The sequence below is a fragment of the Ruegeria sp. BHSC276 genome, assembly GCF_059612945.1.
Genome location: NZ_JBXWRP010000003.1, coordinates 239,335 through 264,593 on the forward strand (window position 1 = coordinate 239,335; position 25,259 = coordinate 264,593).

Consider the following 25,259-nt stretch of genomic DNA (forward strand, 5'->3'; position numbering starts at 1 on the left):
GCAACAGAGGTCAGTCGATCAGCCACAGCCGCGCATCCGCGGCCTGCATGTCCGCGCCTGCGCGGTCCAGCCGCAAATGAGCGATGGCCTTGCCCCCCGATTGCGTGAACAGGGTGCCCGCTGGTTTGCCTTCGGACGTGATCTGGGTGCCGACCGGGGCGGCGCCTTCGATTCCAACCACCTGCAATCCCTTGCGCAGCTGGGTCTTGTGCTTCATGCGGGCGGTGACTTCCTGTCCGACATAGCAGCCTTTTTTGAAATCCACCCCGTGCAGCCGCTCGAACCCGGCCTCGAGGATATAGGTGTCGGGCGTTAGTTCGATCCCGCTTTCGGGAATGCAATGGGCGACCCGGATCGCGTCCCAGTCGGTTCCGTCATCGGCCTCGGCGGCGGGCGAATAGGCGCGCCATCCCAAATCCGGATGACGCGGGTCGGACAGGGCGCCTTGGGGCGCCGGGCCGGTTCCGCGCTGCAGATGCAGCTCGGTTTCGCCGAGCGTCACGTCCGCGCGCAGTTTGTACATGCTCAGCCGTTTGATCAGCATGTCTGCCAGATCCTCGGCCACGTCCAGCAGCACGCCGTCGCCATCGCGTTTCAGGAAAAAGTCCGCGATGTATTTTCCCTGCGGCGTCAGCAACGCGGCATAGACCAGCCCGTTGTCCAGCCCGCGGATGTCATTGGTGACCAGACCTTGCAGAAAGCTGTCGGTATCCGCGCCGGTCAGGCGCACAATGCGGCGGGTGCTCATCTTTGGGTCCTCGTGCAATCGGTGCGGCTGTTCATATAAGCGAATGGACCGGCAAGGCCAGAGGTTTCGCTACGGGGCGCATGCGGTCAGGCACCCAGGCTGCTGCGCAGCTCTACCACCGATTTTCCCAGACGGAACGGGGCGGCAAAACTGACAAGGCACAGCGCGATGATCTGCAGAACCAGAATATGCGCGTTGGCCTGCAGGTATTCCCATTCATCCTTCAGCTTCCCGACCTGTTCGATCAGATCGTCATAGCTTTGGGCCAGAATGATGTAGTCGCCGGCGATTGCCGGAACCTTGCGGCGCATGTTGTCGATCGCCTCCTGAGTTTTGTCGTCAAGCGTGGTGAAGATGAGGAACTGCTCGATGTCGAAGGCATCGGCCCGGGCGGCCTTTTCGTGCATCTCGTCCATCTGCGCGCGACTGCGGCCGCCCAGCAGAAAGTGCAGGCCCTGCAGCGGCGCGACCTCGTTGGTGACCGCGATGAACAGGGGCAGGTCGGCATTGTTGGCGGTCGAGGCCGAGAGGAATTCGACCTTGTCGCACAGCACGGCGGTGTCGGGGTCATAGGCCGGGTCGCAGAAGCGCAGGCGAAAGCGCGCGGCGTCGCGGTCAAAGGCCCGAGAGGCGGCATAGGCCACGTCGATCTGCCGATCCAGGCGCGAACTGTCGGCGGTATAGAGCCCCGCCAGCACCGCCACCAGCGCGCCCAGCCCGCCCAGCACGACCCAGACCAGATCGGCCAGCTTCCACGCCCGGTGCCCGGCGGGGAGGCGAAACAGAAAGGCGGTGCCCACCAGCCCGGCGGCAAAGAACAGCAACAGCAACAGAAGCTGGTGGTCGGCGATGAAACTCATGCGGCGAGTCTACGGGGCCGGGGGGCGCAGGCAATGGGGCTCACGAAGATGTAGGGTGGGGTGAGTTGGGGGGCAAGCCCATCGGCAGCGCGGGGTAGGGTGGGGTTTTGCCCCGCCGTTGCGAGGTTATTTGTCGGAGGGGAGGTGGGTTGGTAACCCACCCTACGGGTTGCTTCTTGCGCGAAATTCCTATGCCGATTTTCCAATCGGGCCGAAATAGCTTTCGTAAGCTACGTTCAGCAGATTCTCATACTGAAAAGACGCTTCGTATGAAATTGTGTTGACAATGACCTGACCGCAGTCACCTAGGAATGGTGAAATCTTCCCACTCGGCGTCTTCGGCTTGGGCGAAAACTCCAAATGGGCCACCAACCCGTCCAAATAAATCCTTGCGAAAGGTACTTTCCTGTCGTTTTCCCTAGTTTGGGTGGGAATTACTTTTGTATCGATTATTGGTGAGTGATTGTGCGGTTCACCTTTTGTCGAGAGTTGAATAAGAGTAACGGGCATCTCTAAACACGAAATCTTTTGCGCGATGATCGCATCTCGTGCTTTTTCTTCAATTTCTTGAGGGAGCTTAAACTCCCTCATGTCGGGTATTTGGGAGACGCTTGCCCGCCAAGCAACGCTCCACAAGAAGAGGCAGATAAGTTCTTGGTCGAATTCTTTCAGAATTCGAAAGCCGTGATTTGGCATTTGAGGACTGATTGGTTCAACCACAGGAGGGACTATTCCCCAGCCTGACCAAACCAACTTAGAACGTCTAAGTTCCTTAATCGCGGCATCGTCAATTTTGCTTAGAAGGTCCTCTCCGGTTCTATTTACTATTGTAGTGTCGTACCAACTCGTCCAGCGTCTTCTGTGACCTTTACCTTTTGTTGATTGCAGAAGTGGAGCACCGATTCTTGAGGGGCGCGTAAAAGCTTGAGGTATGATATGGCATTTGACCAGCTTACCCGTCTCACCAGATAGTAAGCATGTGCCGATCTTCTTTCTTGCCATCAAACATCCAACTCCTCCACGAACCGCGCGTTTTCCTGGATGTACTGGAACCGCAGTTCGGGTTTTTTGCCCATCAGGCGCTCGACCAGGTCTCCGGTTTCGCCGGGTTCGTCCTCGTCGATGGTCACGCGGATCAGTTTGCGTGACTTGGGGTCCATCGTGGTTTCCTTGAGGTCCTTGGCGTCCATTTCGCCCAGACCCTTGAAGCGGCTGACGTCGATCTTGCCCTTGCCGCCCAGGCCTTTTTCCAGCCACATGTCGCGCTCGGCCTCGTCCAGGCAATAGACGCGTTTCGCGCCTTGGGTCAGGCGGTAAAGCGGCGGGCAGGCCAGGTACAGGTGGCCCGCGTCGATCATCGGGCGCATCTGGGTGAAGAAGAAGGTCATCAAGAGCGAGGCGATATGCGCGCCGTCCACGTCGGCGTCGGTCATGATGATGACCTTGTCATAGCGCAGATCGTCGAGGTTGAACTTGCTGCCCAGCCCGACGCCCAGCGCCTGCGTCAGGTCGTTGATCTCGGCGTTCGAGCCCAGTTTCGATGAGGCCGCGCCCAGCACGTTCAGGATCTTGCCGCGCAGGGGCAGCAGGGCCTGGGTTTTGCGGTCGCGGGCCATCTTGGCCGAACCGCCGGCCGAGTCGCCCTCGACGATGAACAGCTCGGTGCCCTCGCGGTTGGTGGCCGAGCAATCGACCAGCTTGCCGGGCAGGCGCAGTTTCTTGGTGGCGGTCTTGCGGGCGGTTTCCTTTTCCTGGCGGCGGCGCAGGCGTTCCTCGGCCCGCAGGATCAGGAAGTCGAGGATGGCGCCGGCGGATTTGGTGTCGGCGGCCAGCCAGTTGTCGAAATGGTCGCGGACCGAGTTCTCCACCAGCCGCTGCGCCTCGACCGTGGCCAGGCGGTCCTTTGTCTGGCCGACGAATTCCGGCTCGCGAATGAAGCACGAGACCAGCGCGCAGCCCCCGGTGATGAGGTCTTCGCGGGTGATCTGGGCGGCCTTCTTGTTGTTGATCAGCTCGCCGTAAGCCTTGATGCCCTTGAGGATCGCGGCCCAGAAGCCGGCGACATGGGTGCCGCCCTCGGGCGTGGGAACGGTGTTACAGTAGGACTGGATGAAGCCGTCGCGCGAGGGCGTCCAGTTGATCGCCCATTCGACCTTGCCGGGGGTGCCGAACTTCTCGTTGAAATCGACGGTTCCGGCGAATGGCTGGTCGGCATAGGTCGAGGAGCCGTTCATCGTCTCTTTGAGATAGTCCGACAGGCCGCCGGGGAAGTGGAAGGTGGCCTCGGTGGGGGTTTCGCCGTCGTCGATGGCGGATTTCCAGCGAATCTCGACGCCCGAGAACAGGTAGGCCTTGGAGCGGATCGACTTGAACAGGCGGGCGGGCTTGAACCGGTGGTGGCCGAAGATCTGGTCGTCGGCGTGGAAGGTGACGGTGGTGCCGCGCCGGTTGGGGGCGGCGCCGACTTTCTCGACCGGTCCCAACGGAATGCCGCGCGAGAATCGCTGTTCATACAGTTCCTTGTTGCGGGCCACCTGAACGACCATCGAATCCGACAGCGCGTTGACCACCGAGGCGCCCACGCCGTGCAAACCGCCCGAGGTCTGGTAGGCCTTGCCCGAGAACTTGCCGCCCGCGTGCAGGGTGCAGAGGATCACCTCGAGCGCGGATTTGTCGGGGAATTTCGGGTGCGGGTCGATCGGGATGCCGCGGCCGTTGTCGCGGATGGTGACCGCGTAATCCTCGTGCAGTTCCACCTCGATCCGGTTGGCATGGCCGGCGACGGCCTCGTCCATCGAGTTGTCGAGAATCTCGGCCACCATGTGGTGCAGCGCCCGTTCGTCGGTGCCGCCGATATACATGCCCGGTCGCTTGCGGACGGGCTCCAGACCTTCGAGGACCTCGATCGAGGAGGCGTCGTAGGTGGTGGCGGATTCGGGCGTCAACAGGTCGTCGGGCATGGGGGCTGCTCTTGTTCTTGGGTTTGGGCCCATTATGGCAGGTGATGTGGGTCTGGGAAAGAGGGGGGCGAGGTGTTGTGGGTAAAGTCGGGGGCGGGCGTTGTGCGAGCGAGGGGCGCTGCCCCTCGCGCTCCCCGGGATATTTGAGGCCAGATGAAGGGTCGGGTCAGGTCTTGTCGGTCCAGTCGAGGATGGCTTGCGCGACCTTCTGGGGGTGCTGGTGGTGCAGCCAGTGGTCGGCGCCGGGGATGGTGACGCGGGTGAGGTCGGGGGCGAAATCCTCGAGCCCTTCGGTGGTTTCCGGCAGCAGGGCCTTGTCCTCGGGGCCCCAGATCAGCAGGTGCGGGCAGGCCACGCGCAGCCGCTCGGTCGGCAGTTGCGGTGGGTCGGCCAGCGGCTTGCCGGGGTCGGCGACCTGCAGGGGCGAGGCGCGGTACCAGTTCAGCATGGCGTCGAGGCGGCCGGGGCGGGCCCATTCCGTGCGATAGGATTGCATCTGGTCGGGCGTCAGCCAGTCGGTGCCCATGCCGTGCCGGAAGAACTGTTCGAGTTTGGCGAAATTGTCCGCGGACAGCCAGTCGGCCGAGTTGGGCGCGCGGAGCTGGTTGATGTATTGCGAGGCTTGGGATTGCGCGCCGCCCTTGGCCATCTCGCGCTGGAAGGGGTAGGGGTGGACGCCGTTGGCGATGATCAGGCGGCTGACCAGGTCGGGGCGGAACATGGCGAGGCCGTAGGCCACCGAGGCGCCCCAGTCGTGGCCCAGAACGGTGACTGGCGCGCCGACCTGTTCGATCAGGGCGGCCATGTCCGAGACGAGCTGTGAGAGGACGTAATGCTCGGTGCCTTCGGGCGCCCAGCTTTGGCCAAAGCCGCGCTGGTCGGGGGCGATGCAGTGGAAATGGTCCGCCAGGTGCGGGGCAAGGTCGGACCAGGCACCCCCGTATTCCGGGAAGCCGTGCAGCATCAGCAATGGTGGAAGGTCTGCATTGCCCCAGCGACGGACGAAGAACGGCTGGCCGTTCAGGTCGAGATATTCGGTTTTCATGCACAATTCCTGGGTGATGCCGCTTGGCCCAGCATTTTCGGACCTGAGAGCGAAGTCAACTTGATACGGATCAACGCGAAAAAGATACAAATTTGCTAGGTGTTTCGGTGAACAGCAAAACCGGAGTGATCGCATGGATGCAGTGACCCAGCAGAAACCGAACTCAACGCCCGAGGCCGCCGTGGCCAAGCCGAAGGCGGATCCCGAGGTGCCGACCCGCGAAAAGATCCGGCAGGCTTTCGAAAGCGGCGAATACCCCTATCGCACCAAGCTGTCCCGTTCGGTCTATGAAAAGCAAAAGGCCCAATTGCAGGCCGAGTTGCTGAAGGTGCAGCTGTGGGCACAGGAGACCGGGCAGAAGTTCGTTCTGCTGTTCGAGGGTCGTGATGCCGCCGGAAAGGGCGGCACGATCAAGCGGTTCATGGAGCATCTGAACCCACGTCAGGCCCGCGTGGTCGCGCTGAACAAACCGACCTGGGAGGAGAAGGGCCAGTGGTATTATCAGCGCTACATTCAGGAATTGCCCACCGTCGGCGAAATGGTGTTCTATGATCGATCCTGGTACAACCGGGCTGGAGTCGAGCGGGTGATGGGGTTCTGCACCCCCAACGAATACCTCGAGTTCATGCGCCAGACGCCCGAGTTGGAGCGCATGTTGGTGCGGTCCGGGATCCAACTTTACAAGTATTGGTTCTCGGTCACGCGGGACGAACAGCTTCGCCGTTTCAAGAGCCGCGAGACCGACCCGCTGAAGCAGTGGAAGCTGTCGCCCATCGACAAGGCCAGTCTGGACAAATGGGACGACTACACCGAGGCGAAAGAGGCAATGTTCTTCTATACCGACACCGCCGACGCGCCCTGGACCATCGTCAAGTCGAACGACAAGAAACGCGCCCGGCTGAACTGCATGCGGCATTTCCTGTCGACGCTGGATTATCCGGACAAGGATCATGACGTCGTGGGCCAGCCCGATCCGTTGATCGTGGGTCAGGCGCATCATGTGGTCCACCGGTCGGATCACATCCTGGGCACGGCCCTGCATCCTGATGCCCGGGCGAGCTGATCGGCGGGCAGCTGGTCTCGGATCGAGATTTTCCAGATGAGCCCTTGCCCCGTGTCGGGGCCGGGCATAAGGCTGGCGGGATGAGCAAGGTGATGACTTATCCTGCCCATGTCCGGGCGATTGCGGTGCTGGGGCTGCCCTTGATCGGGGGTCATCTAGCCCAGTTTGCCATCGGCCTGACCGATACGATCATGTTGGGCCGGTACGATGTCGAGGCGCTGGCCGCGGTGACGCTGGCCGGCAGTTTCTATTTCGTGCTGTTCCTGTTCGGGGGCGGATTCGGCTTGGCGGTGATGCCGATGGTTGCCACCTCGGCTGCCGAGGAGGATGAAACCAGCATTCGCCGCAGCACCCGCATGGGTCTGTGGTTGTCGCTGCTGTATGGCATGCTGGTGATGCCGCTGCTGTGGTGGTCCCACCCGATTCTGATCGCCACGGATCAGGATCCGCAAGTGGCGCAGACCGCGTCCGAGTATCTGCGGGTCGCGGGCTGGGGTCTGTTTCCGGCGCTGGTGGTGATGGTGCTGAAATCCTATCTGGCCGCGCTCGAGCGCACGCAGATCGTGCTGTGGATCACCGTCGCGGCGGCAGTGGTCAACGGCCTGACCAACTATGCGCTGATCTTCGGCAACTGGGGCGCGCCGGAACTGGGCGTGATGGGGGCGGCGATCGCTTCGGTGGTGACGCAGACCGTGTCCCTGGTGGCGGTCATCATCTACGCGGTCAAGGTCCTGCCGGAACACAGTCTGTTCCAGCGGTTCTGGCGCCCGGACTGGGAGATGTTCTTCAGCGTGCTGAAGCTTGGCGTGCCGATTGGTCTGACCCTTCTGGCAGAGGTGTCGCTGTTTGCGACCTCGGCCTTCATGATGGGCTGGATCGGGCAGGTGCCGCTGGCGGCGCATGGGATCGCGCTGAACCTGGCCTCGGCCACCTTTATGGTGCATCTGGGCCTGTCCAACGCGGCGACGATCCGCGCCGGCAATGCGCTGGGCCGGAAGGACCGCGCGCATCTGGAAAAAGGCGCAATCGCGGTCACAGGCATGTCGCTGGTGGTTTCGGTGATGACGATCATCCTGTTCCTGACCTGCGCCGAGCCGCTGATCTCGGTATTCGTCGAATCGGACGACCCGCAGCGCCCGCAGATCCTGGCGATCGGGGCCGGGCTGTTGGCTATGGCCGCGCTGTTCCAACTGGTGGATGGGGCGCAGGTAATCGCGCTGGGCCTGCTGCGCGGGCTGCAGGACGCCAAGGTGCCGATGGTGATGGCCGGGCTCAGCTATTGGGTCGTGGGGATCCCGGCTTCGTACTATTTCGGCTTCATCCGCGGGATGGACGGTATCGGAGTCTGGTTGGGGCTGGTGCTGGGGCTGGCCTCGGCCGCCGTCCTGCTGATGACACGGTTCTGGACGCGCTCGGTCAAGGCGGTGGGCGTGCCGGCCGAATAGCCTCTCAGCTCTTGGGCTGGCGGTCGGCCTTCTTGCGCACCAAGACCGAACGCAAGTCATGCATCGCCAGCAGCAGCCGGTCGGTGACCTGTTCCAACTGGTTGTCAGTCGCCTTGGACTGGGCCCATTGCGCCGTCAGGTTCAGATGGTCGATGGTTCGGTGGATGTCGTCGATGTCACGCTGCGCCAACAGCGCCTTGCGGTCCTCCATCCAGCGGGCGATCTCGGCCTTGTCGGCCTCGGTCAGAGTGCGCTGGCCGTGTGGCTTGACCTCGCCATTGCGGATGTTGACGACCGCGATCTGATCCATCTCGATCCGGCGCTGTCGGTTTTCCGTGTCGATCCGATAGACTGCGGCGCCGTTCTCGCGGACGCGGAAATAGTATTCGGGTAGGGTCGCGGACATGGGGGTCTCGGGGTTATTTCAGGGAAGCGCAGAACCGCTGGATGCGGGTGCAGGCCTCGGTCAAGGCCTCGTCCGAGGTCGCGTAGCTGACGCGGAAATTCGGCGACAGGCCGAAAGCCGCGCCAAACACCACGGCCACATCGGCCTCTTCCAGCAAGGCCGTGGCAAAGGCCTCGTCGCTGTCGATGACCGTCCCGGCGGGCGTGGTCTTGCCGATCAGCCCGGCGATCGAGGGGTAGACGTAGAACGCGCCCTCGGGGGTGGGGCAGGTGATGCCCTCGATCTGGTTCAGCATGTCCACGACCAGATCGCGGCGGCGTTTGAACATCTCGTTGTTCGGCGCAAGAAATTCCTGCGTGCCGTTCAGTGCCTCGACCGCGGCCCACTGGCTGATCGAACAGGGGTTCGACGTGGATTGCGACTGGATCTTGCGCATGGCCGCGATCAACTCGACGGGGCCCGCGGCATAGCCGATGCGCCAGCCGGTCATGGCATAGGCCTTGGACACGCCGTTGCAGGTGAGCGTGCGATCATAGAGCCCCGGTTCGACCTGCGCGGGCGTGCAGAACTGAAACCCGTCATAGGCCAGATGTTCGTACATGTCGTCGGACATGACCCAGACATGGGGGTGACGCATCAGAACATCAGTCAGTGCCTTGAGCTCGTCCCACGAATAGCCCGCGCCGGTGGGGTTCGAGGGCGAGTTGAAGATGAACCACTTGGTCTTGGGCGTGATCGCGGCCTCGAGCTGTTCGGCGGTCAGCTTGAAGCGGTTTTCCAGCGTGGTTTCCACCGGCACCGGGGTGCCACCGGCCAGCAGCACCATGTCGGGATAGCTGACCCAGTAGGGGGCGGGGATGATCACCTCGTCGCCCGGGTTCAGCGTGGCCATCAGCGCGTTGTAGAGCGTCTGCTTGCCGCCCGTGCCGACCGAGACCTGCGCAGGCGTGTAGTCCAGCCCATTGTCGCGCTTGAATTTGGCGCAGATGGCCTGTTTCAACTCGGGGATGCCGTCGGGGGCGGTGTATTTGGTCTTGCCCGCGGCGATGGCGGCGACGGCGGCGTCCTTGATGTTCTGCGGGGTGTCGAAATCGGGCTCGCCCGCGCTCAGGCCGATGACGTCGCGCCCGGCGGCCCGCAACTCGGCGGCCTTGGCCGTCATGGCGATGGTGGGCGAAGGTTTGACGCGCGACAGTGTCGCAGACAGAAAGCTCATGGACGGCCCCGTTTGTATGTTGGTCCCGACTGTCATAGGGTGCGCCCGAAACACGATCAAGCGATATGCATTTGCAGAACTGGAGAGTTTGATGAGCGACGAAACCGACTGGTTCGGACCCGAGGCGGCGACGTTCGGAGATCGTCTGGCCGGCGCACGCGAAGCCGCCGGCATGACCCAAGCCCAACTGGCGCGGCGATTGGGTGTCAAGAAGGCCACCGTGGTCGGGTGGGAAAACGACATGTCCGAGCCGCGGGCAAACAAGCTGTCGATGATGGCGGGCATGCTGAACGTGTCGATCATGTGGTTGCTGACCGGCGAAGGCGAGGGCGCGGGCGTGCCCGATCTTGTAGAAGGAGATGCCGAGCTGGCTCCGCTGGTTGCCGAGCTGCGTGCGATCCGCGGTGAGATGCGCGCCAGTTCCGAGCGGCTGGCGCGGGTGGAAAAGGCCTTGCGTTTGAAGCTGGAGAAAGGCGAATGACCGAAACGCGCGAAACCCGGATCAAACGGATGAAGATGCGGTCGATGCGACGTGGCATCAAAGAGATGGACATCATCCTGCAGGCCTATGCCGAGCGCAATCTGGATGCGATGGACGATGCTGGGCTGGACCGGTACGACGCGCTGTTGCATGAGAACGATCAGGATCTCTACCAGTGGGTCACCGGACAGGTTGCGCCGCCCGCTCCGTTTGAGGATTTGATCTCGGAAATCGCGCAAACCTTTCAAAAATGAGGAAAATCCGGATTTAACCGATTATTCGGGATTTCGCGCCAAAGTTTCGAGAACAGCGCGACTGAATCGGAGGATCGGATGAGTTTGGAAATGCAGGTCTCCGCGCCGGGGACCAAGGGGTTCATGTCCAGCTATCTGGAGGCGCTGGCCCTGGTCGAACGCCTGCATCGGCTGCTGCTGGATGTCATCAAGGACGAGTTCGAGCGGGTCGGTGTGCTGGAGATCAACGCCGTACAGGCTCTACTGTTGTTCAACATCGGCGATCACGAGGTGACGGCGGGTGAACTCAAAAGCCGCGGCTATTACCAAGGCAGCAATGTCAGCTACAACCTCAAGAAACTGGTCGAGATGGGGTATATGCACCATCAGCGTTGCGAGATCGATCGGCGCTCGGTCCGGGTTCGGCTGACCGAACGCGGGCGCGAGATTCGCGATATCGTGGCCGACCTGTTTGCACGCCACGCGGACGGGCTGCAGAGCAAAGGTGTCTTGGGCGCGGACGGAATCGAAGACATCACCAGCGCGCTGCGCCGGGTTGAGCGGTACTGGACGGACCAGATCCGCTATATCTACTGATCGGTGGCGGGCAGGCCCTGCGACATCACCAGCGCGTCAAGCTCGCGGATCAGCTTACGGGTCATGGCGTCCTCGTAGGCTTCGAACCCCAGCGCCGTTTCTACGAACGCGCCGGGGCCCAGGATGACCCAGGCATTGTAATAGGCTGAAAGCTCTCCGATCTGGACAAAGCGAGCGTCGCCGTTGCCGGGATCGTCGGCGCCGATCACCAAGCCGTTGATCGTGAGGCCAGCGCTGCGCAGCGCTGACTTGGCCGTTCGCGGATGTGGGCCGACATTGTGCTTGCCGTCCCCCGACAGATCAAGCGTGCGCTTCCAGCAATCCGCTTGCCCAGCCAGAAGCCCGGCGCCAAACTGCATCGCAGCCCCCACCGCGGTGCCTTGTGGCGCCGACGAGCGGCGGGTGGCTTTCAGGCGTTCGGCGATGGCCTGCAGGTCGGATGAACTGCGCAGAGTGGTCCAGTCGATGAGCACGCGTTGAAAGCTGGTTTCGCTCCATTCGAAGACGGCAAGCCGGATCGGTGTGCTCGGGTCCGAAAGGATGAGGTCTTGCACTTCGGGCCGCTGCAGGGCTGCCGCCAGCCCGTCCAGTTGCAATCGGTACTCACGGCTGTCGACCGAGCCCGAAACATCCAGCCCCAGCGCCAGTGCCTGTCGGCATTGGGCGGCAAGCGGGGTCGCGACCAGGCACATCAACAACGCCAGCGCTCGGACGATCATCGGACGGCCCTCTCCAGCGCGCCGATCTGCAGGCTGGTCAACTCGCGCTCCAGTTTGCGGCGCATGGCGCGTTCGAAGTCCTCGAATCCCTGGGCGATTTCCAGAAAGGCTCCGGGGCCGTGCAGGACGTTGTTTTCAAAGAACGGAATCAGGAACAGCTCGCCTTCGAAATCTGCGGCGTTGATGACCAACCCGTTGACCGTGACGTTTTCAAAGGGGAAATGGCGATAGGCGATCTGCGGGCCGTAGCCGTCATTGTTCGATCCGTCCCCCGACAGATCAATGGTCTGGAACAGGCAGGGCGGGGCTTGGCGCATCAAGGTTGCACCGTACCCCAGCGCGTGGCCCATGGCCGTGGCGGACCCGGCATCGGAGCGGGTGGAACGACCGATGCGCCGGGCCACATCGAGCAGATCGGCCCGGGTTTCGATCATCTGCCAGGGCAGGATGACATGCTGCGTGTTTCGCCCGCTCCACTCATAGGCGGCCAAGGCCACGGGCATGGGCGACGAAAAGAACGCCCGTTCGACCTCGGGCGCGACCAGAGCGGCGGCTAGGCCCTGACGCTGCAGCGCGTCCTCGGTTGCATCGACCGATACCGAGATGTCGAGTGCAAGCAGCAGTGCCAGGCGGCATTGCTCGGCCTGAACGGGGCCGGCCAAGGCGGCCAACCCCAGGGCTGTCAACCAGCGGATCACCAGTGGCCGGTGTTTTCCATGCTGACCCAGGGCTCGGCCGGGGGCAGCGGTTCGCCGTTCTGCAACAGTTCGATCGAGATGTTGTCCGGCGAGCGCACAAAGGCCATGCGCCCGTCGCGCGGCGGGCGGTTGATGACGACGCCGTTGTCGGCGAGGTGCTGGCAGGTTTCATAGATATTGTCGACGCCATAGGCGATGTGCCCGAAATGGCGGCTGTCGCTGGGCAGACCATCATCGCCGTCCCAGTTGTAGGTCAGTTCAATCGGTGCTTCCTCCTGCCCCGGAGGCGCCATGAAGATCAACGAGAACCGCCCCTCTTCGCTGTCATAACGGCGGGTTTCCTGCAACCCCAGCAGCTTGTAGAACGCCATGGATTTGTCCAGGTCCTTCACCCGAACCATCGTGTGGAGGTATTTCAGCCCCATCGTGTTTTCCTTTTTTCAAGATGATCTGCGTCAGCTTAGCGCGCTGTCGGTGGGTGTCGAGGGGCGGGCAGGGCTCCATACGAAAAATGCACAAGGCGCCGTACATATCGCGGTTTCGATGCCAGTGCTGCCGATATATAGTGTTAGACGACTCAATGCTGGAGAGGGAAATTTCATGCCGCTGTCTGCCGAACAACTGGCCGAAATCGAAGAACAACGCGCCCAGACGCAGCCGACCCGTCGAGTCGTGGCGCCCGGCATGGAAGAGCATCTGTACACCGCACACCCGGTTCTGGACCACGGTTTCGTGCGGGTGATCGACTATATGGGCGACGACGCGGCGATCTGCCAGGCGGCGCGGGTCTCGTACGGCAAGGGCACCAAATCGGTGCAGAATGACGAGGGGTTGATCCGTTATCTGATGCGGCACTGGCACTCGACCCCGTTTGAGATGTGCGAGGTCAAGCTGCATGTCAAACTGCCGGTCTTCGTAGCACGACAGTGGATCCGGCACCGCACGGCGAATGTAAATGAATACTCCGCCCGCTATTCGATCCTTGACCGGGAATTCTACATTCCCGCGCCGGATCAATTGGCGGCGCAGTCGGCGGTCAACAATCAGGGCCGGGGAGAGGCGTTGCAGGGTGAAGAAGCTGCCCGCGTGCTGGACATTCTCAAGGCCGACAGCGCCCGCTGCTACGACAATTACGAAGCGATGATCAGCCAGGACGGCCAGCAGGGGCTGGCGCGCGAACTGGCGCGGATGAACCTGCCGGCCAACATCTACACGCAGTGGTACTGGAAGGTGGACTTGCATAACTTGTTCCATTTCCTGCGGTTGCGGGCCGACCCGCATGCGCAATATGAAATCCGGGTCTATGCCGAAACCATGTGCAAAATCGTGGCTGACTGGGTTCCGTTCGCCTACAAGGCGTTCGAGGACTACCGCCTGGGTGCGGTCAACTTGTCAGCGCAGATGGTCGAAGCACTGCGGCGCATGCTGCAAGGTGAGGCGGTGACACAGGAGAACTCGGGCATGACCGCGCGCGAGTGGCGGGAGTTCGAGGCGGTGATCCGCAACACCTAGCCACGCAGCCTGTCTGGGCAACGTCATGACCGCTTCTCAAACAGCCGACCCGGTCAAAAACCGGCGCAGGGGATAGGGGGCGGTAGGGGAGCGGTCAACGGCCCGCAAATTGGCCGTCGACCTTGTTTCAGGGCGCCGCCCGGACGGGCGGACCGATTACATGGGCTTCAAATCACCCGCCATTTGGCGGCCGTCGCGTCCGTCCTGCAACTCGTACGAGACTTTCTGATTGTCGGCGAGTCCGGTCAGGCCGGATCGTTCTACGGCCGAGATATGAACAAACACATCCTTGCCACCCTCATCAGGGGCAATAAAACCATAGCCTTTGGTCGTATTGAACCACTTCACGGTGCCGGTAGGCATAATTCCGTGTCTCCTTCTCCTTGCGCGTCACCCTGCGAAATGACAGGGCATAGTCAAAGCGACCACCAATCGACGCAGTTCCGAGCGAACGAGACGGCGTAAATTATGTGTTTCGCCTTTTTCAACATTGCACGGTGCGGTAAAAAATCAAGGAATACTGGGCCAGGCACTGCGTTTTGCCCGAAATTGGATCAAAAACCAAAGAGGACCGGCCATGCGCCTTTATGGTCTCAAGACCTGTGACACTTGCCGCAAGGCGTTGAAATCGCTTCCGGATGCCGAGTTTGTAGATGTGCGCTCGCAAGGCGTGCCGGCCGATGTACTGGCGCGGGCATTTGCGCGTTTCGGCGACACCTTGCTCAACACCCGTTCAACGACCTGGCGCGGATTGGACGCGGCCGCGCGCGCGCGTCCGGTTCTGGAACTGCTGGCTGACCACCCCACGCTGATGAAGCGGCCGCTGATCGAAAACGGGGCCGAGATGTATCTGGGCTGGACCCCGCAGACCCAAGCCGGCCTTGGCATTGTCTGAAAGGGTGCCTATCTGTCACGACGCAATAGCAAGGAAGACAGCATGCGAAACGCAGCCATGATCCTGGGGGTCATCGCCGGGCTGGTCGGAATGATCGTCGGGTTTTTCGGATACGGGTTCGTCGAATTGGTGGATCGCTATGGCGAGATTGAAGGTCTGGCCGAGCAGGTGGAGAACCCGGAACTGATCAAGACGGCCTCGATCTTTGCGCCGATGCTGGCGATTGCCGGGGGTGCGATGGCGCACGCCCGGGCTTTGGTGGCGGGGGTCTTGCTGCTGATTTCCGCGGCGGGAATGTACTACGCCTTTGGCTTTGGCGTGTTTACCATGTTCCCCATTGCCTTCGCCGGCGTCGCGGGGCTGCTTGGGATCGCCGCGGGCAAGCCGGACGAACCCAAGGCGCATTTCTAGGTCATTTCAGGCGCAGAACCCGATCGAGCGAGAGCGGGCCCGCGCCGTTGATCACGATAACCACGAACAGGAAGGTCCACATAACCCGCTGATCCATCAGGGTGATGGTGTTGTCGAACAGACTGCCCAGCTTGACCCCATGCCCGGTGACATCGGTGAATGTCTGCACCCAGACGAACCCGATCATGCCCAGGGCGGCAAGGCGAGTGAACAGCCCGACCAGCAGCAATGCTGGCAGGATGAACTCGGCCCACGTGCCGGCGACGGCAACGGGCCAGGTAAAGAACCCAAGCTGCGAGCTGTCATAGCCGACGGCCTCCATCGCCTTGGGGAAGATCTGCACATAGGCCCCGTCCGAAGGTAAAAGGAACCCAAAAAAGCCGCTGCCCAGCTTGGTCATGGCCGAGTTCCAGTAATAGACCAGAAGAACCGCAGCAAAGGTCAGCCGCGCCACTGTCGGCGTCAGCCAGCTTGAGGCGTGGTCCAGCTTACCGAATGCGGAATTGTGCAGAGAAATCAGGGCAGTCATGTTTCCGGCCTTTCGATGGTGGCAGAAGTGATCGCATTGCCCTGCAGCAGCAGTGCCAGGGTGGCACCCAGGTCGAATGCGGGCGTCCGAGCGGTGGTTGTCTCGAAGGCCTGGCCAATGGTCCGGCCGGCCTGAATGGCGGTGATCCAGTCGAGCCCGCCGGGGGGCAGCAGGTGCGGCGACGGGTCGAATTCAGCGCGCGTGATCAGCACGTCCTGCGCACCGGGCTCGGGCTTTGGCGCGCCGTCTTCGGTGTTGAACAACCAGATGGCGTAAATGGGCCAGTCAGACCGGATCAGCTGCATGGCCTGGGCAATGCCCAGCCGGGCCTGCATCAAGTCCTGGGGCGGCAGGGTGGCCAGCAAGTCGGGCGCGATCGGCTGGCTGTCGGCGGCGTGGTACGACCGGCGCAGGGCGAGCTCCAGCCGCGCCACGTCAGGCAGATAGCCCAGATGCGCCAGTTGCTTGGTGTCGGCGAGAAATTCGGGGAAGCTCTCGCCATAGAACATCATCAGCGGGGAGGTCGGCGGGTGCTGACGCAGATAGATCCCGGCCAGACCGTCCATGTTCTGCGGACCCAGCAGCTTGGTTATGACCGGAAATGCCTGGTGCATGGCTTCGGTCAGCGACACGGCTACGTTGTTGCGATAGACGCTGAAGCGGCGTCCGGCGGGGCGGGCCTGGTCGTCCAGCAACCCGTCGGGCACGGGGGCTGCCGGGTCCAGCAAGGCCGCCCGGAATTCCGATTGCGAAACGCTCATGCCGGGATCCGGTCCAGCGCGGATTGCGCGCGTTCAGCCTCGGAGCGCAGGGTGGGCCAGTCGGGCACGTCATTGTCCCATTCGATCAGCACGGGTTTGGGGCCTGATTGGTCGAGCACATAATCCAGCAAAGCCCAAACCGGGTCGACGACGGCGCGGCCGTGGCTGTCGATCAGCAGGGGTTGGCCATGGTCGTCCTCGTCCTCGTCGTGGCCACCCAGGTGGATCTCGCCAACCTGGTCCACAGGGTAGGCGTCGATATAGGCCTGCGGGCTGTAATTCAGATTGGTGGCCGAGACGAAAACATTGTTGACGTCCAGCAGCAGGCCACATCCGGTCCGGCGTGCGACCTCGCGCAAGAAGTCGGGTTCAGACCACGTGCTTTCGGCAAAAGCGAGATAGCTGGACGGATTTTCCAGCAGCATCTGCCGGTCCACCGTCTCTTGTACCTGATCGATATGATCGCAGATGCGCGCCAGTGTGGCGTCTGTATAGGGCAGGGGCAGCAGATCGTTCAGGAACTGGCTGTCATGGGTGGACCATGCCAGATGTTCTGAAAAGCTGGCCGGGTTCAGCCAGCCCACAAGGTGTTTCAATCGGTCCAGGTGCTCGGCGTCCAGCGGTCCTTCGCCGCCGATCGACAGGCCCACGCCATGCACCGAGATGGGAAACCGTTCGGCAAGGTGACGCAGTTGCGCCAGGGGGCGACCGCCGTCGCCCATGTAGTTTTCGGCGTGAATTTCCAGCCAGCCGACTGGACCGGGCTGCGCCAGAAGGTCGGCAAAGTGCTGAGGCTTGTAGCCAACACCGGGCGCGGCGGGCAAATGGTTTACTTTACGGGCGTCATCCAACAAGGGCCTGATCCTTTCCGGCAAAAAAGAGGGCGGGCAATTTGAAAACGCCCGCCCTTGTAAACCGTCAGGCAGTCTTATGCGGGCAGGTCACGCTCGAGCGGTTCCAGTGAGCCCTTGCGGGGTGTTCCGTCCGCAGCTTTGGGCAGTTCGATATCGGTGCAGGTGCCTGCATCGACCAGCGTCCAGGCATTGCCCTGGTAATCGACGGTCGAGGTGCCGGCGCAAGTGGTGCCCGGACCAGCGGCACAGTCATTCTGACCGGCCTTCGAGATGCCATAGCACTTTTCCTTGGCCTGTGCGGCTGCGGTGGTGGCAGTGCCGGCAACGGCTGCTGCAACGGCGCTTGCGATTACGAGGGTTTTGGCGGTGTTCGACATCTCAGGTAATCCTTTTCGTGATTGCGTATGTCTGCTTGTGACATTGACAAAGGTAACGGCTGACACCTCTCTGTTGAATTCACGAGCCCGTGTCTCACGGCTGTGTCAGGGAACGTTAATGCCCCTTGCAAGTTAACGCACTGTAATAAATTAGGAAATCCAAAAATGTTTCAGTCCGGCCCCGTGCTGAGGGCCGGATTTTCTGCAAGGCGGAGCCGATTGTTACAGAAGATCGGGCGGCGTGGCCGCGCGCGCCAGCTCTTTTGTTACATCCTCGAGCGACTGGACCCGGGTCTGCTTCTCGCCCAGGCGGCGGACGCTGACGGTACGCTCTTCGACCTCGCGGTGGCCCACGGCCAGGATCACCGGGACCTTGCCGACCGAATGCTCGCGGACCTTGTAGTTGATCTTCTCGTTGCGGATGTCGGCCTCGGCGCGGACACCGGCGGCCTTGAGCGTTTTGACCACTTCCAGAACGTAGTCATCGGCCTCGGAGGTGATCGAGGCCACGACAACCTGACGCGGCGCCAGCCAGAAAGGCAGCTTGCCGGCGTGTTCTTCGATCAGGATGCCGATGAACCGTTCGAACGAACCCAAACAGGCGCGGTGCAGCATCACCGGACGGTGTTTGGCCCCATCAGCGCCGATATAGGTGGCGTCCAGCCGTTCGGGCAGGACGAAATCAACCTGGAAGGTGCCGCATTGCCAGTCACGCCCGATCGCGTCGGTCAGGACGAATTCCAGTTTCGGACCATAGAAGGCGCCTTCGCCGGGGTTCAGCTCGGGTTCGATCCCGGCGGCGCGGGTGGCGGACAGAAGCGCCTCTTCGGCCTTGTCCCAGACTTCGTCCGAGCCGGCGCGGGTTTCGGGGCGGTCCGAGAATTTCACCGAGAAGTTCTCGAAGCCCAGGTCCTTGTAGATCACGCTGAGGAAGCGGATGAACTCGGCGGTCTCGGATTCGATCTGGTCCTCGGTGGCGAAGATATGCGCGTCGTCCTGCGTGAAGCCGCGCACGCGCATGATGCCGTGCAGGGCGCCCGAGGGTTCATACCGGTTGCACGAGCCGAACTCGGCCATGCGCAGCGGCAGGTCGCGATATGATTTCAGACCCTGCTTGAAGATTTCCACGTGGCAGGGACAGTTCATCGGTTTGAGCGCGTTCACGGCCTTTTCGCGGGCGTGTTCCTCGTCGACTTCGACGATGAACATGTTCTCTTGGTACTTGTCCCAGTGGCCCGAGCGTTCCCACAGCTTGCGGTCCACCACCTGCGGGGTGTTGACCTCGACATAGCCGCCGCGTCGCTGCTGGCGGCGCATGTAGTCCTGCAGCTGGGTGTAGATCGTCCAGCCGTTGGGGTGCCAGAAGATCTGGCCCGGGGCCTCTTCCTGCATGTGGAACAGGTCCATCTCGCGGCCCAGCTTGCGGTGGTCGCGTTTGGCGGCCTCTTCCAGCATGTGCAGGTGCGCCTTGAGCTTTTCCTTGCCGGTGAAGGCCACGCCATAGATACGCTGCAGCATCGGGCGGTTGCTGTCGCCGCGCCAGTAGGCGCCGGCGATGGACATCAGCTTGAACGCGTCGCCGGGCAGTTGGCCGGTATGCTGCAGGTGCGGGCCGCGGCAGAGATCCTGCCAGTGGCCGTGCCAGTACATGCGCACCGGCTCGTCACCGGGGATCGCCTCGACCAGCTCGACCTTGTAGGGCTCGTTGTTGGCCTTGTAGAACTCGATGGCGCGCTCGCGCTCCCAGATCTCGGTGGTGACCGGGTCGCGCTTGTTGATGATCTCTTTCATCTTTTTCTCGATGAGGCCGAGATCTTCGGGCGTGAACGGCTCTTCGCGGTCGAAGTCGTAGTACCAGCCGTTTTCGATGACCGGGCCGATGGTGACCTTGGTGGCGGGCCAGATTTCCTGCACCGCGCGGGCCATCACGTGGGCAAAGTCGTGGCGGATCAGTTCGTTGGCCTGGGCCTCGTCCTTCATCGTGTGGATGGCGATTTCGGCATTCTGTTCGATGGGCCACTGCAGGTCCCAGTGCTGGCCGTTGACGGTGGCCGAGATGGCCTTTTTCGCCAGCGAGGTGGAGATGTCGGCAGCGACCTCGGCCGGCGTCACGCCTGCCGCGTAGGATCGGGAATTGCCATCTGGGAAGGTAAGAGAGACGGATTTTGAATTCAGGGCCATGATCTGGCTCTCCTCGTCGGTTTGGCGCCCACAGAACGCCCGGTTGCGGGTTATGGTGTCGGGCCCGTGTGGCAGGTGGTGGTGTCTGTGTCAAGGGTGAGGGGCGAGGGGCGCTGCCCCTCGCGCTCCCCGGGATATTTGAGGCCAGATGAAGAGGGGGCGGGGAATTGCACTTGGGCGCGGCGCGTGCATGATGCTGGAAAAGCAAGTGAGGGTTTCATGGCAGCGACGACATTTCTGGAAACGCCGCAGGGGCGGCGGCTGGCCTATCACAAGAGCGAAGGGGTGGGGCCCACGGTCGTTTTTCTGGGTGGTCTGAAGTCGGACATGGAGGGCACCAAGGCGGTGCATCTGGAGGACTGGGCGCGGGCGCGTGGGCAGGCCTATTTGCGGTTCGACTACTCCGGGCATGGCGAAAGTTCCGGCCGGTTCGAGGAGGGCTGTATCGGGGATTGGCACGAGGACACGGTTGCGGCGGTTTCAGCGCTGACCAAGGGGCCACTGATCGTAGTGGGTTCGTCCATGGGCGGGTGGCAGGCGCTATTGCTGGCCAAGGCCATGCCCGAGCGGATCGCCGGCATGGTCACGATCGCGGCGGCGCCGGATTTCACCGAGGACGGTTATTGGGCCTCGTTCAGCGACGAACAGAAACAGGCGCTGGCGACGGTGGGGCATGTTGAGTTGCCCTCGGATTACATGGAGCCCTACATCATCACCAAGCGGATGATCGAGGATGGCCGGACGCGGCTGGTGTTGCGGTCGCCATTGAACCTGCCTTTTCCTGTGCGGTTCCTGCAAGGCACGGCGGATACGGCGGTTTCGGTCGACACCGCTGTACGGCTGCTCGACCATTCCAGCGGGCCGGACATGCGGCTGTTGCTGGTCAAGGATGCGGATCACCGGTTCTCGGACGGGCCGTGCCTGGGGCTGATCGAGGATGCGGTTCGCGACGTGATGGGGGCCAGTTGATGTGGCGGCTGGGGCGGTTTCTCGGGCGGGCCTTGCTGGCGTTGGTGGTGGTCGGCGGGCTGATCTACTGGTTCGGCCCGCGCGAAGAGGTAGATCTGCACCCGCGGTTCGATCCGCGCAAGTTCGGCGAGGGGGTTCAGGTCTATTTCGAAAGCATCGAGTCCGCCTATGACGACATCGTGCCGGGTGTCGAAAAGCGGGTGATCTGGCAGGACAGATTCAAGGAACGGCGCACGCCTTATTCGGTGCTCTATGTGCACGGGTTTTCGGCCTCGTCCGAGGAAATCCGCCCGGTGCCAGACAGGATCGCCGACGCGCTGGGGGCCAATCTGGTCTATACGCGCCTGCAGGGGCACGGGCGCGGGTCGGATGCGATGGCCGAGGGGACGGCCTCGGGCTGGATGCGGGACATGGCCGAAGGTCTGGCCGCCGCCCGCGCCGTGGGCGAGGAGGTCATCGTGATCTCGACCTCGACCGGGGGGACCCTGGCGGCAGCCGCGGCGTTGGACCCCGAGCTGAGCAAGGACGTGGTCGGGATGGTGTTCATATCGCCCAATTTCGGGGTGCAGGCGGCCGGATCCTGGATACCGTCACTGCCTTGGGCGCGCAGTTGGCTGCCGTTGCTGATGGGGGAAACCCGCGACGTGTCGGGCGACGATGCCGAACGGAACACGTACTGGACGTTGGTCTATCCGTGGGAGGCCGTGGTACCGATGTCGGTGCTGGTCGACCGGGTGCGGGCGCTGGATTTCTCCAGGGCGTTGGTGCCGGCGCTGTTCTGGTTTTCGGATGAGGACAAGATCGTGCGGCCGGACCTAACGCGCAAAGTCGCCGCCGCATGGGGCGTGCCTGCAACCGTGCACACAGTGACAATGGGGCCGGGTGGCGACCCCTATTCGCATGTGGTTGCGGGGCGGCTGACCTCGCCCGGGCAGGACGCGGCCACGGTGCAGGGTATTCTGGACTGGCTCGGGGCGCTGGGGGTCGAATAGGCCATTGGCCAGCGGACAGAGGTGGAGAATGCGCAAGCCGGGCAGCATGTGGAGCCTTGAGACGCTGGGCCGGGTGCGGCTGTCGCGGCATTTCTTCTTGCGCGATTTCCTGTATTCCGAAATCGGGAATTTTCACGCCCGGCCGAACATTCCCGAGGATCCCGACCTTGCAATCGAAACGGGGCGGGCGTTGTGCGAAACCTTGCTGGACCCGCTCGAGGAGACCTTTGGCCGGGTTGCCGTGCGCTCGGGCTATCGCTCGCCCTCGCTGAACCGCTTCGGCAACGAGAACAAGCTGAACTGCGCCCGCAACGATCATCCGTTGGAATGCCACATCTGGGACCGGGGTCGGGGGGATGCGCGGATCGCGGGGGCGTCGGTAGTGATCCCATGGTTCGCGGACCGGTACGCGCAGGGCCGCGATTGGCGCGATCTGGCGTGGTGGATGCACGATCATCTGGATTATTCCGAGATCTGGTTCTTTCCCAAGCTTTGCGCGTTCAACCTCGTGTGGCGGCCCGTTCCGCTGCGCCGGATCGACAGTTACATCGCTCCGCGCGGCAGCCTGTTGCGGGCCGGAGCGGAGCCGGACGAGCCACCCGACGCACGGCGTGCGCGGTATGCCGATTTCCCGCCGTTCCGGGGTATCTGCTACCCGTGATTTTTGGCCTTGCCCGGCGATGCGCAACCTTTCATCCTGACGAAAACGCCGACGCATTCGGCAGACAAAAGGAGGCCCCGCGTGATCGAGCCGCTGGTGCTTTTGCCCGGTCTGATGTGTGATGCCCGACTGTTTCAGCCGCAGATCGCCCAGTTGTCGCGGGATCGGGCGGTGACGGTCGCGCCCATCGGCGGCGGGGATCGGATCGAGGAAATCGCCTCGGGGTTACTGGACCAGTTGCCTCACCGCTTTGCGCTAGCCGGGCTGAGCATGGGCGGCGTTGTCGCGCTGGAATTGGTGCGGCGGGCGCCCGACCGGGTGACGCGGCTGTGCTTGATGGCCACCGATGCGCAGGCCGACACCCCCCAGATCGCCGCGAACCGCGAAGAGTTGATCGTTGGGGCGCAGGCCGGACGCCTGCAGGAAGTGATGCGCAAGGTCATCGGAACAAACATCTTGGCGCCGGGGCCGCAGCGCCTTCCCATACTGGACGACATGCTGCAGATGGCGACCGAACTGGGGCCGGACCTGTTCGTGCGCCAGATGCGCGCGCTTCAACGGCGCCCGGATCAGCAGGGTACCCTGCGCCGGATCAAGGTGCCGACGCTGGTTTTGTGCGGGGCGCATGACACGCTGACGCCGGTACGCAAGCACAGCTTTATGGCCGAACTGATCCCCGAAGCCGTCTTGCACGTTGTGAATGACGCCGGGCATCTGCCCACGCTTGAGGCGCCCGAGGAAACGACTGCCGCGCTGATCGACTGGTTGAATATTCCGTTGCGGATTTTCTAGTCGTAGAGGGCCGCGCGTTCTTCGCGGGTGATCACATGCGGCAGCGCGACCGGTTCGCCTGTCTCGGTATCGAAAAACGGGGTCTGCCGCCAACGACCGGATAGGCGCGCGCCCAGCACGCGCCGGATCATGCCCAGAACGGCCGGGCCCGGTTTTTCATGTTTCCACTTGCCGTTGCTCTGCGGAACATAGGCGCGGGTCTTTACCGGACCCAGCGGTTCAGGGTCGGCAAACCGGGCCACGTCAAAGCCGGCAAACGGAAGTTTCGGGCTGCTGGTGGTGGTAGCCAGCGGGGCGTTGCAGCATTTAGCGTACCAGCGAAACAACCCTTTGGGGCCAAGGCGCATCACCGCTAGGTTCTCGGCCCCCTTGGAGATGTGTATGTATTCTGGAGACATCTGGAATATGTCCACCGGGCCGGGCGCGGGATCGGGCTGGCCGAAATACAGCTGCCCGGCCCGGCAATCGGGGCAATAGCAGACGACATGGGTGCCCGTGGCCAAGCCTTTGGCGCTGACCTCGCCGCTCAGCCCGCCGCAGGTGCAGGCGAAGGTCAGCGACGTGGCTGTGGCGCCGGGTATCACGCGACCTTGTTGCTGTTGGCGGCGCGGCGTTTCGGCTTGCGGCTGTTTTCGTTCATGAACTCAATGACCAGCGGGCGGATGTTGTCGCGCCAGCTGCGCCCGGCGAAGATGCCGTAATGCCCGGCGCCGGGTTCGACATGGCTGGCCTTCTTGCTGTCGGGCAGGCCGGTGCACAGATCCAGCGCCGCGATACACTGGCCGGGCGCCGAGATGTCGTCATTGGCGCCTTCCACCGTTTTGACCGCTACATCGGTGATTTTGCCGATATCCACCTTGTGGCCATCCACGACGAACTCGTTCCGCGCGATTTCGCGGTTCTTGAAAACACGCTCGACTGTGGAAAGGTAGAATTCGGCGGTCATGTCCATCACGGCGAGATATTCATCATAAAAGCGGTTGTGGGCGTCGTGGTCCGATGCTTCGTCACGCATCACGCGGTGGATCTGGTCCGAGAAAGCCTTGCCATGGCGCTCGGCATTCATCGACATGAAAGATGCCAGCTGCAACAGGCCGGGATAAACCATCCGGCCGACCCCTTTGTATTTAAAGCCCACGCGCTGGATCATCGTTTCCTCAAGCTGGCCCATGGTCACGCGGCGGCCGAAATCGGTGACTTCGGTCGGCGTGGCGTCAGGATCGACGGGGCCGCCGATCAAGGTCAGGGTGCTGGGCTGCGCCTTGGGGTCCTTCTCGGCGAGGTAGGCGGTGGCGGCCAAGGTCAGCGGCGCGGGTTGGCAGACGGCCACCACATGGGTGTCGGGCCCGAGCTCCTTCATGAAATCGACAAGGTAGAGGGTGTAGTCCTCGATATCGAACTTGCCTTCGGACACGGGGATGTCGCGCGCGTTATGCCAATCGGTGATGTAGACTTCGCAATTGACCAGCAGGCTTTTGACGGTCGAGCGCAGCAGCGTGGCGTAGTGCCCCGACATCGGCGCAACCAAAAGCACCTTGCGCGGTTGCTCTTCGCGGCCATTCACGCGAAAGTGGATGAGATCGCCGAAGGGGCGTTCAAGCACGGAGGTGACTTCCACCAGATGATCTTTGCCGTCCTCGCAGGTAAATGTTCGGATGCCCCAGTCGGGCTTGGCGACCATGCGTTTGAAGGTGCGTTCCGTGACTTCACCCCAGGCCGCCATCCAGTTGAACACCGGATTGGGAACCATCGCAAATGCGGGGTAGGAGGCAAATGTGCTTGCGGTTGCACCAAGCCATTGATTGGTGTTCCGCATCGACTCCATCAGGTCGTAGGTCATCATATAGCGCATGG

The 25,259-nt window shown here is 62.5% G+C and carries 30 protein-coding genes; 12 read left to right on the top strand and 18 right to left on the bottom strand.

Annotated features, from left to right (window positions below; all coding sequences use genetic code 11):
- Nucleotides 1-10: 10 nt before the first annotated feature.
- The 5 genes from ygfZ to AC2FMD_RS04840 all read right to left on the bottom strand — a co-directional run bounded on the left by ygfZ (nucleotide 11) and on the right by AC2FMD_RS04840 (nucleotide 5,613).
- Nucleotides 11-748 (bottom strand): CAF17-like 4Fe-4S cluster assembly/insertion protein YgfZ, encoded by a 738-nt coding sequence (gene ygfZ, locus AC2FMD_RS04820; protein WP_496794753.1) that lies wholly within the window; start codon nucleotides 746-748, stop codon nucleotides 11-13.
- 86 nt (nucleotides 749-834) lie between these two features.
- Nucleotides 835-1,608, bottom strand: coding sequence for a hypothetical protein (locus AC2FMD_RS04825; protein WP_496742078.1), 774 nt, complete (start codon nucleotides 1,606-1,608; stop codon nucleotides 835-837).
- A gap of 189 nt (nucleotides 1,609-1,797) precedes the next feature.
- Nucleotides 1,798-2,610, bottom strand: a complete 813-nt coding sequence (locus tag AC2FMD_RS04830; protein ID WP_496742077.1) for a hypothetical protein — start codon at nucleotides 2,608-2,610, stop codon at nucleotides 1,798-1,800.
- A complete protein-coding gene (gene parE / locus AC2FMD_RS04835) occupies nucleotides 2,610-4,568 on the bottom strand; it encodes a DNA topoisomerase IV subunit B (RefSeq protein ID WP_496688946.1) in 1,959 nt (652 codons plus the stop codon). The genes AC2FMD_RS04830 and parE overlap by 1 nt, the downstream gene beginning before the upstream one ends.
- 166 nt (nucleotides 4,569-4,734) lie before the next feature.
- Complete coding sequence (locus AC2FMD_RS04840; protein WP_496742075.1) at nucleotides 4,735-5,613, bottom strand: alpha/beta fold hydrolase; 879 nt, start codon at nucleotides 5,611-5,613, stop codon at nucleotides 4,735-4,737.
- 133 nt (nucleotides 5,614-5,746) lie between these two features.
- On the opposite strand from AC2FMD_RS04840, the gene ppk2 reads away from it, so the two are divergent.
- Both ppk2 and AC2FMD_RS04850 read left to right on the top strand, forming a co-directional pair.
- Complete coding sequence (gene ppk2 / locus AC2FMD_RS04845) at nucleotides 5,747-6,676, top strand: polyphosphate kinase 2 (protein ID WP_496794754.1); 930 nt, start codon at nucleotides 5,747-5,749, stop codon at nucleotides 6,674-6,676.
- An 80-nt stretch (nucleotides 6,677-6,756) separates the two neighbouring features.
- Nucleotides 6,757-8,121, top strand: coding sequence for an MATE family efflux transporter (locus tag AC2FMD_RS04850; RefSeq protein ID WP_496742071.1), 1,365 nt, complete (start codon nucleotides 6,757-6,759; stop codon nucleotides 8,119-8,121).
- Between the two features lie 4 nt (nucleotides 8,122-8,125).
- Here AC2FMD_RS04850 and AC2FMD_RS04855 read toward each other — a convergent pair whose 3' ends face one another.
- Entirely contained in the window at nucleotides 8,126-8,527 is a 402-nt protein-coding gene (locus tag AC2FMD_RS04855; protein ID WP_496680225.1) for a hypothetical protein, read from the bottom strand.
- A 13-nt stretch (nucleotides 8,528-8,540) separates the two neighbouring features.
- Nucleotides 8,541-9,743, bottom strand: coding sequence for a pyridoxal phosphate-dependent aminotransferase (locus AC2FMD_RS04860; protein WP_496794755.1), 1,203 nt, complete (start codon nucleotides 9,741-9,743; stop codon nucleotides 8,541-8,543).
- Between the two features lie 91 nt (nucleotides 9,744-9,834).
- On the opposite strand from AC2FMD_RS04860, the gene AC2FMD_RS04865 reads away from it, so the two are divergent.
- The 3 genes from AC2FMD_RS04865 to AC2FMD_RS04875 all read left to right on the top strand — a co-directional run bounded on the left by AC2FMD_RS04865 (nucleotide 9,835) and on the right by AC2FMD_RS04875 (nucleotide 11,054).
- Nucleotides 9,835-10,224 (top strand): helix-turn-helix domain-containing protein, encoded by a 390-nt coding sequence (locus AC2FMD_RS04865; protein WP_496680228.1) that lies wholly within the window; start codon nucleotides 9,835-9,837, stop codon nucleotides 10,222-10,224.
- The gene (locus AC2FMD_RS04870) at nucleotides 10,221-10,478 is read left to right on the top strand and encodes a succinate dehydrogenase assembly factor 2 (protein ID WP_496680230.1); all 258 of its coding nucleotides are present in this window, start codon (nucleotides 10,221-10,223) and stop codon (nucleotides 10,476-10,478) included. The genes AC2FMD_RS04865 and AC2FMD_RS04870 overlap by 4 nt, the downstream gene beginning before the upstream one ends.
- A gap of 78 nt (nucleotides 10,479-10,556) precedes the next feature.
- The gene (locus AC2FMD_RS04875) at nucleotides 10,557-11,054 is read left to right on the top strand and encodes a MarR family winged helix-turn-helix transcriptional regulator (RefSeq protein ID WP_496742067.1); all 498 of its coding nucleotides are present in this window, start codon (nucleotides 10,557-10,559) and stop codon (nucleotides 11,052-11,054) included.
- On the opposite strand, the gene AC2FMD_RS04880 is transcribed toward AC2FMD_RS04875, so the two are convergent.
- Genes AC2FMD_RS04880 through AC2FMD_RS04890 form a run of 3 tightly spaced genes read right to left on the bottom strand, consistent with a single transcriptional unit; the run spans nucleotide 11,048 to nucleotide 12,896 of the window.
- The gene (locus AC2FMD_RS04880) at nucleotides 11,048-11,773 is read right to left on the bottom strand and encodes a DUF1194 domain-containing protein (protein ID WP_496688936.1); all 726 of its coding nucleotides are present in this window, start codon (nucleotides 11,771-11,773) and stop codon (nucleotides 11,048-11,050) included. The genes AC2FMD_RS04875 and AC2FMD_RS04880 overlap by 7 nt on opposite strands.
- Nucleotides 11,770-12,471, bottom strand: coding sequence for a DUF1194 domain-containing protein (locus AC2FMD_RS04885; RefSeq protein WP_496680236.1), 702 nt, complete (start codon nucleotides 12,469-12,471; stop codon nucleotides 11,770-11,772). Before AC2FMD_RS04885 ends, AC2FMD_RS04880 begins: the two co-directional genes overlap by 4 nt.
- Nucleotides 12,468-12,896, bottom strand: a complete 429-nt coding sequence (locus AC2FMD_RS04890) for a VOC family protein (protein WP_496742063.1) — start codon at nucleotides 12,894-12,896, stop codon at nucleotides 12,468-12,470. Before AC2FMD_RS04890 ends, AC2FMD_RS04885 begins: the two co-directional genes overlap by 4 nt.
- Before the next feature lie 175 nt (nucleotides 12,897-13,071).
- On the opposite strand from AC2FMD_RS04890, the gene thyX reads away from it, so the two are divergent.
- Complete coding sequence (thyX, locus tag AC2FMD_RS04895) at nucleotides 13,072-13,983, top strand: FAD-dependent thymidylate synthase (RefSeq protein ID WP_496742061.1); 912 nt, start codon at nucleotides 13,072-13,074, stop codon at nucleotides 13,981-13,983.
- A gap of 156 nt (nucleotides 13,984-14,139) precedes the next feature.
- On the opposite strand, the gene AC2FMD_RS04900 is transcribed toward thyX, so the two are convergent.
- Complete coding sequence (locus AC2FMD_RS04900) at nucleotides 14,140-14,346, bottom strand: cold-shock protein (RefSeq protein ID WP_496680240.1); 207 nt, start codon at nucleotides 14,344-14,346, stop codon at nucleotides 14,140-14,142.
- A gap of 214 nt (nucleotides 14,347-14,560) precedes the next feature.
- Between AC2FMD_RS04900 and AC2FMD_RS04905 the strand changes: the two genes are divergently transcribed.
- A complete protein-coding gene (locus AC2FMD_RS04905) occupies nucleotides 14,561-14,878 on the top strand; it encodes an ArsC/Spx/MgsR family protein (RefSeq protein ID WP_496688930.1) in 318 nt (105 codons plus the stop codon).
- Nucleotides 14,879-14,920: 42 nt separating this feature from the next.
- On the top strand, nucleotides 14,921-15,289 hold the full coding sequence (locus AC2FMD_RS04910; protein WP_496680243.1) for a hypothetical protein: 369 nt from the start codon (nucleotides 14,921-14,923) through the stop codon (nucleotides 15,287-15,289).
- A gap of 1 nt (nucleotide 15,290) precedes the next feature.
- On the opposite strand, the gene AC2FMD_RS04915 is transcribed toward AC2FMD_RS04910, so the two are convergent.
- The 5 genes from AC2FMD_RS04915 to thrS all read right to left on the bottom strand — a co-directional run bounded on the left by AC2FMD_RS04915 (nucleotide 15,291) and on the right by thrS (nucleotide 19,991).
- Entirely contained in the window at nucleotides 15,291-15,818 is a 528-nt protein-coding gene (locus AC2FMD_RS04915) for a DoxX family protein (RefSeq protein ID WP_496794756.1), read from the bottom strand.
- Nucleotides 15,815-16,579: an HvfC/BufC family peptide modification chaperone gene (locus tag AC2FMD_RS04920; protein ID WP_496794757.1), complete on the bottom strand. Its 765-nt coding sequence runs from the start codon at nucleotides 16,577-16,579 to the stop codon at nucleotides 15,815-15,817. Before AC2FMD_RS04920 ends, AC2FMD_RS04915 begins: the two co-directional genes overlap by 4 nt.
- A complete protein-coding gene (gene bufB, locus AC2FMD_RS04925; protein ID WP_496794849.1) occupies nucleotides 16,576-17,430 on the bottom strand; it encodes an MNIO family bufferin maturase in 855 nt (284 codons plus the stop codon). The genes AC2FMD_RS04920 and bufB overlap by 4 nt, the downstream gene beginning before the upstream one ends.
- 77 nt (nucleotides 17,431-17,507) lie before the next feature.
- Entirely contained in the window at nucleotides 17,508-17,810 is a 303-nt protein-coding gene (locus tag AC2FMD_RS04930; protein ID WP_496680247.1) for a BufA1 family periplasmic bufferin-type metallophore, read from the bottom strand.
- A gap of 222 nt (nucleotides 17,811-18,032) precedes the next feature.
- Complete coding sequence (gene thrS, locus AC2FMD_RS04935) at nucleotides 18,033-19,991, bottom strand: threonine--tRNA ligase (RefSeq protein ID WP_496742057.1); 1,959 nt, start codon at nucleotides 19,989-19,991, stop codon at nucleotides 18,033-18,035.
- Nucleotides 19,992-20,210: 219 nt separating this feature from the next.
- Here thrS and AC2FMD_RS04940 point away from each other — a divergent pair, with 219 nt between their 5' ends.
- The 4 genes from AC2FMD_RS04940 to AC2FMD_RS04955 all read left to right on the top strand — a co-directional run bounded on the left by AC2FMD_RS04940 (nucleotide 20,211) and on the right by AC2FMD_RS04955 (nucleotide 23,405).
- Complete coding sequence (locus AC2FMD_RS04940) at nucleotides 20,211-20,960, top strand: alpha/beta fold hydrolase (RefSeq protein WP_496794758.1); 750 nt, start codon at nucleotides 20,211-20,213, stop codon at nucleotides 20,958-20,960.
- Nucleotides 20,960-21,952, top strand: a complete 993-nt coding sequence (locus AC2FMD_RS04945) for an alpha/beta hydrolase (protein ID WP_496794759.1) — start codon at nucleotides 20,960-20,962, stop codon at nucleotides 21,950-21,952. Before AC2FMD_RS04940 ends, AC2FMD_RS04945 begins: the two co-directional genes overlap by 1 nt.
- Nucleotides 21,953-21,998: 46 nt before the next feature.
- A complete protein-coding gene (locus AC2FMD_RS04950; protein ID WP_496711892.1) occupies nucleotides 21,999-22,613 on the top strand; it encodes a hypothetical protein in 615 nt (204 codons plus the stop codon).
- Between the two features lie 81 nt (nucleotides 22,614-22,694).
- The gene (locus AC2FMD_RS04955; RefSeq protein WP_496688917.1) at nucleotides 22,695-23,405 is read left to right on the top strand and encodes an alpha/beta fold hydrolase; all 711 of its coding nucleotides are present in this window, start codon (nucleotides 22,695-22,697) and stop codon (nucleotides 23,403-23,405) included.
- On the opposite strand, the gene AC2FMD_RS04960 is transcribed toward AC2FMD_RS04955, so the two are convergent.
- Together AC2FMD_RS04960 and phaZ are read right to left on the bottom strand one after the other, a co-directional pair.
- Entirely contained in the window at nucleotides 23,402-23,986 is a 585-nt protein-coding gene (locus tag AC2FMD_RS04960; RefSeq protein WP_496742191.1) for a DUF6151 family protein, read from the bottom strand. The two genes, AC2FMD_RS04955 and AC2FMD_RS04960, sit on opposite strands and share 4 nt — an antisense overlap.
- The gene (gene phaZ / locus AC2FMD_RS04965) at nucleotides 23,986-25,257 is read right to left on the bottom strand and encodes a polyhydroxyalkanoate depolymerase (protein WP_496688913.1); all 1,272 of its coding nucleotides are present in this window, start codon (nucleotides 25,255-25,257) and stop codon (nucleotides 23,986-23,988) included. Before phaZ ends, AC2FMD_RS04960 begins: the two co-directional genes overlap by 1 nt.
- Nucleotides 25,258-25,259 lie beyond the last annotated feature (2 nt).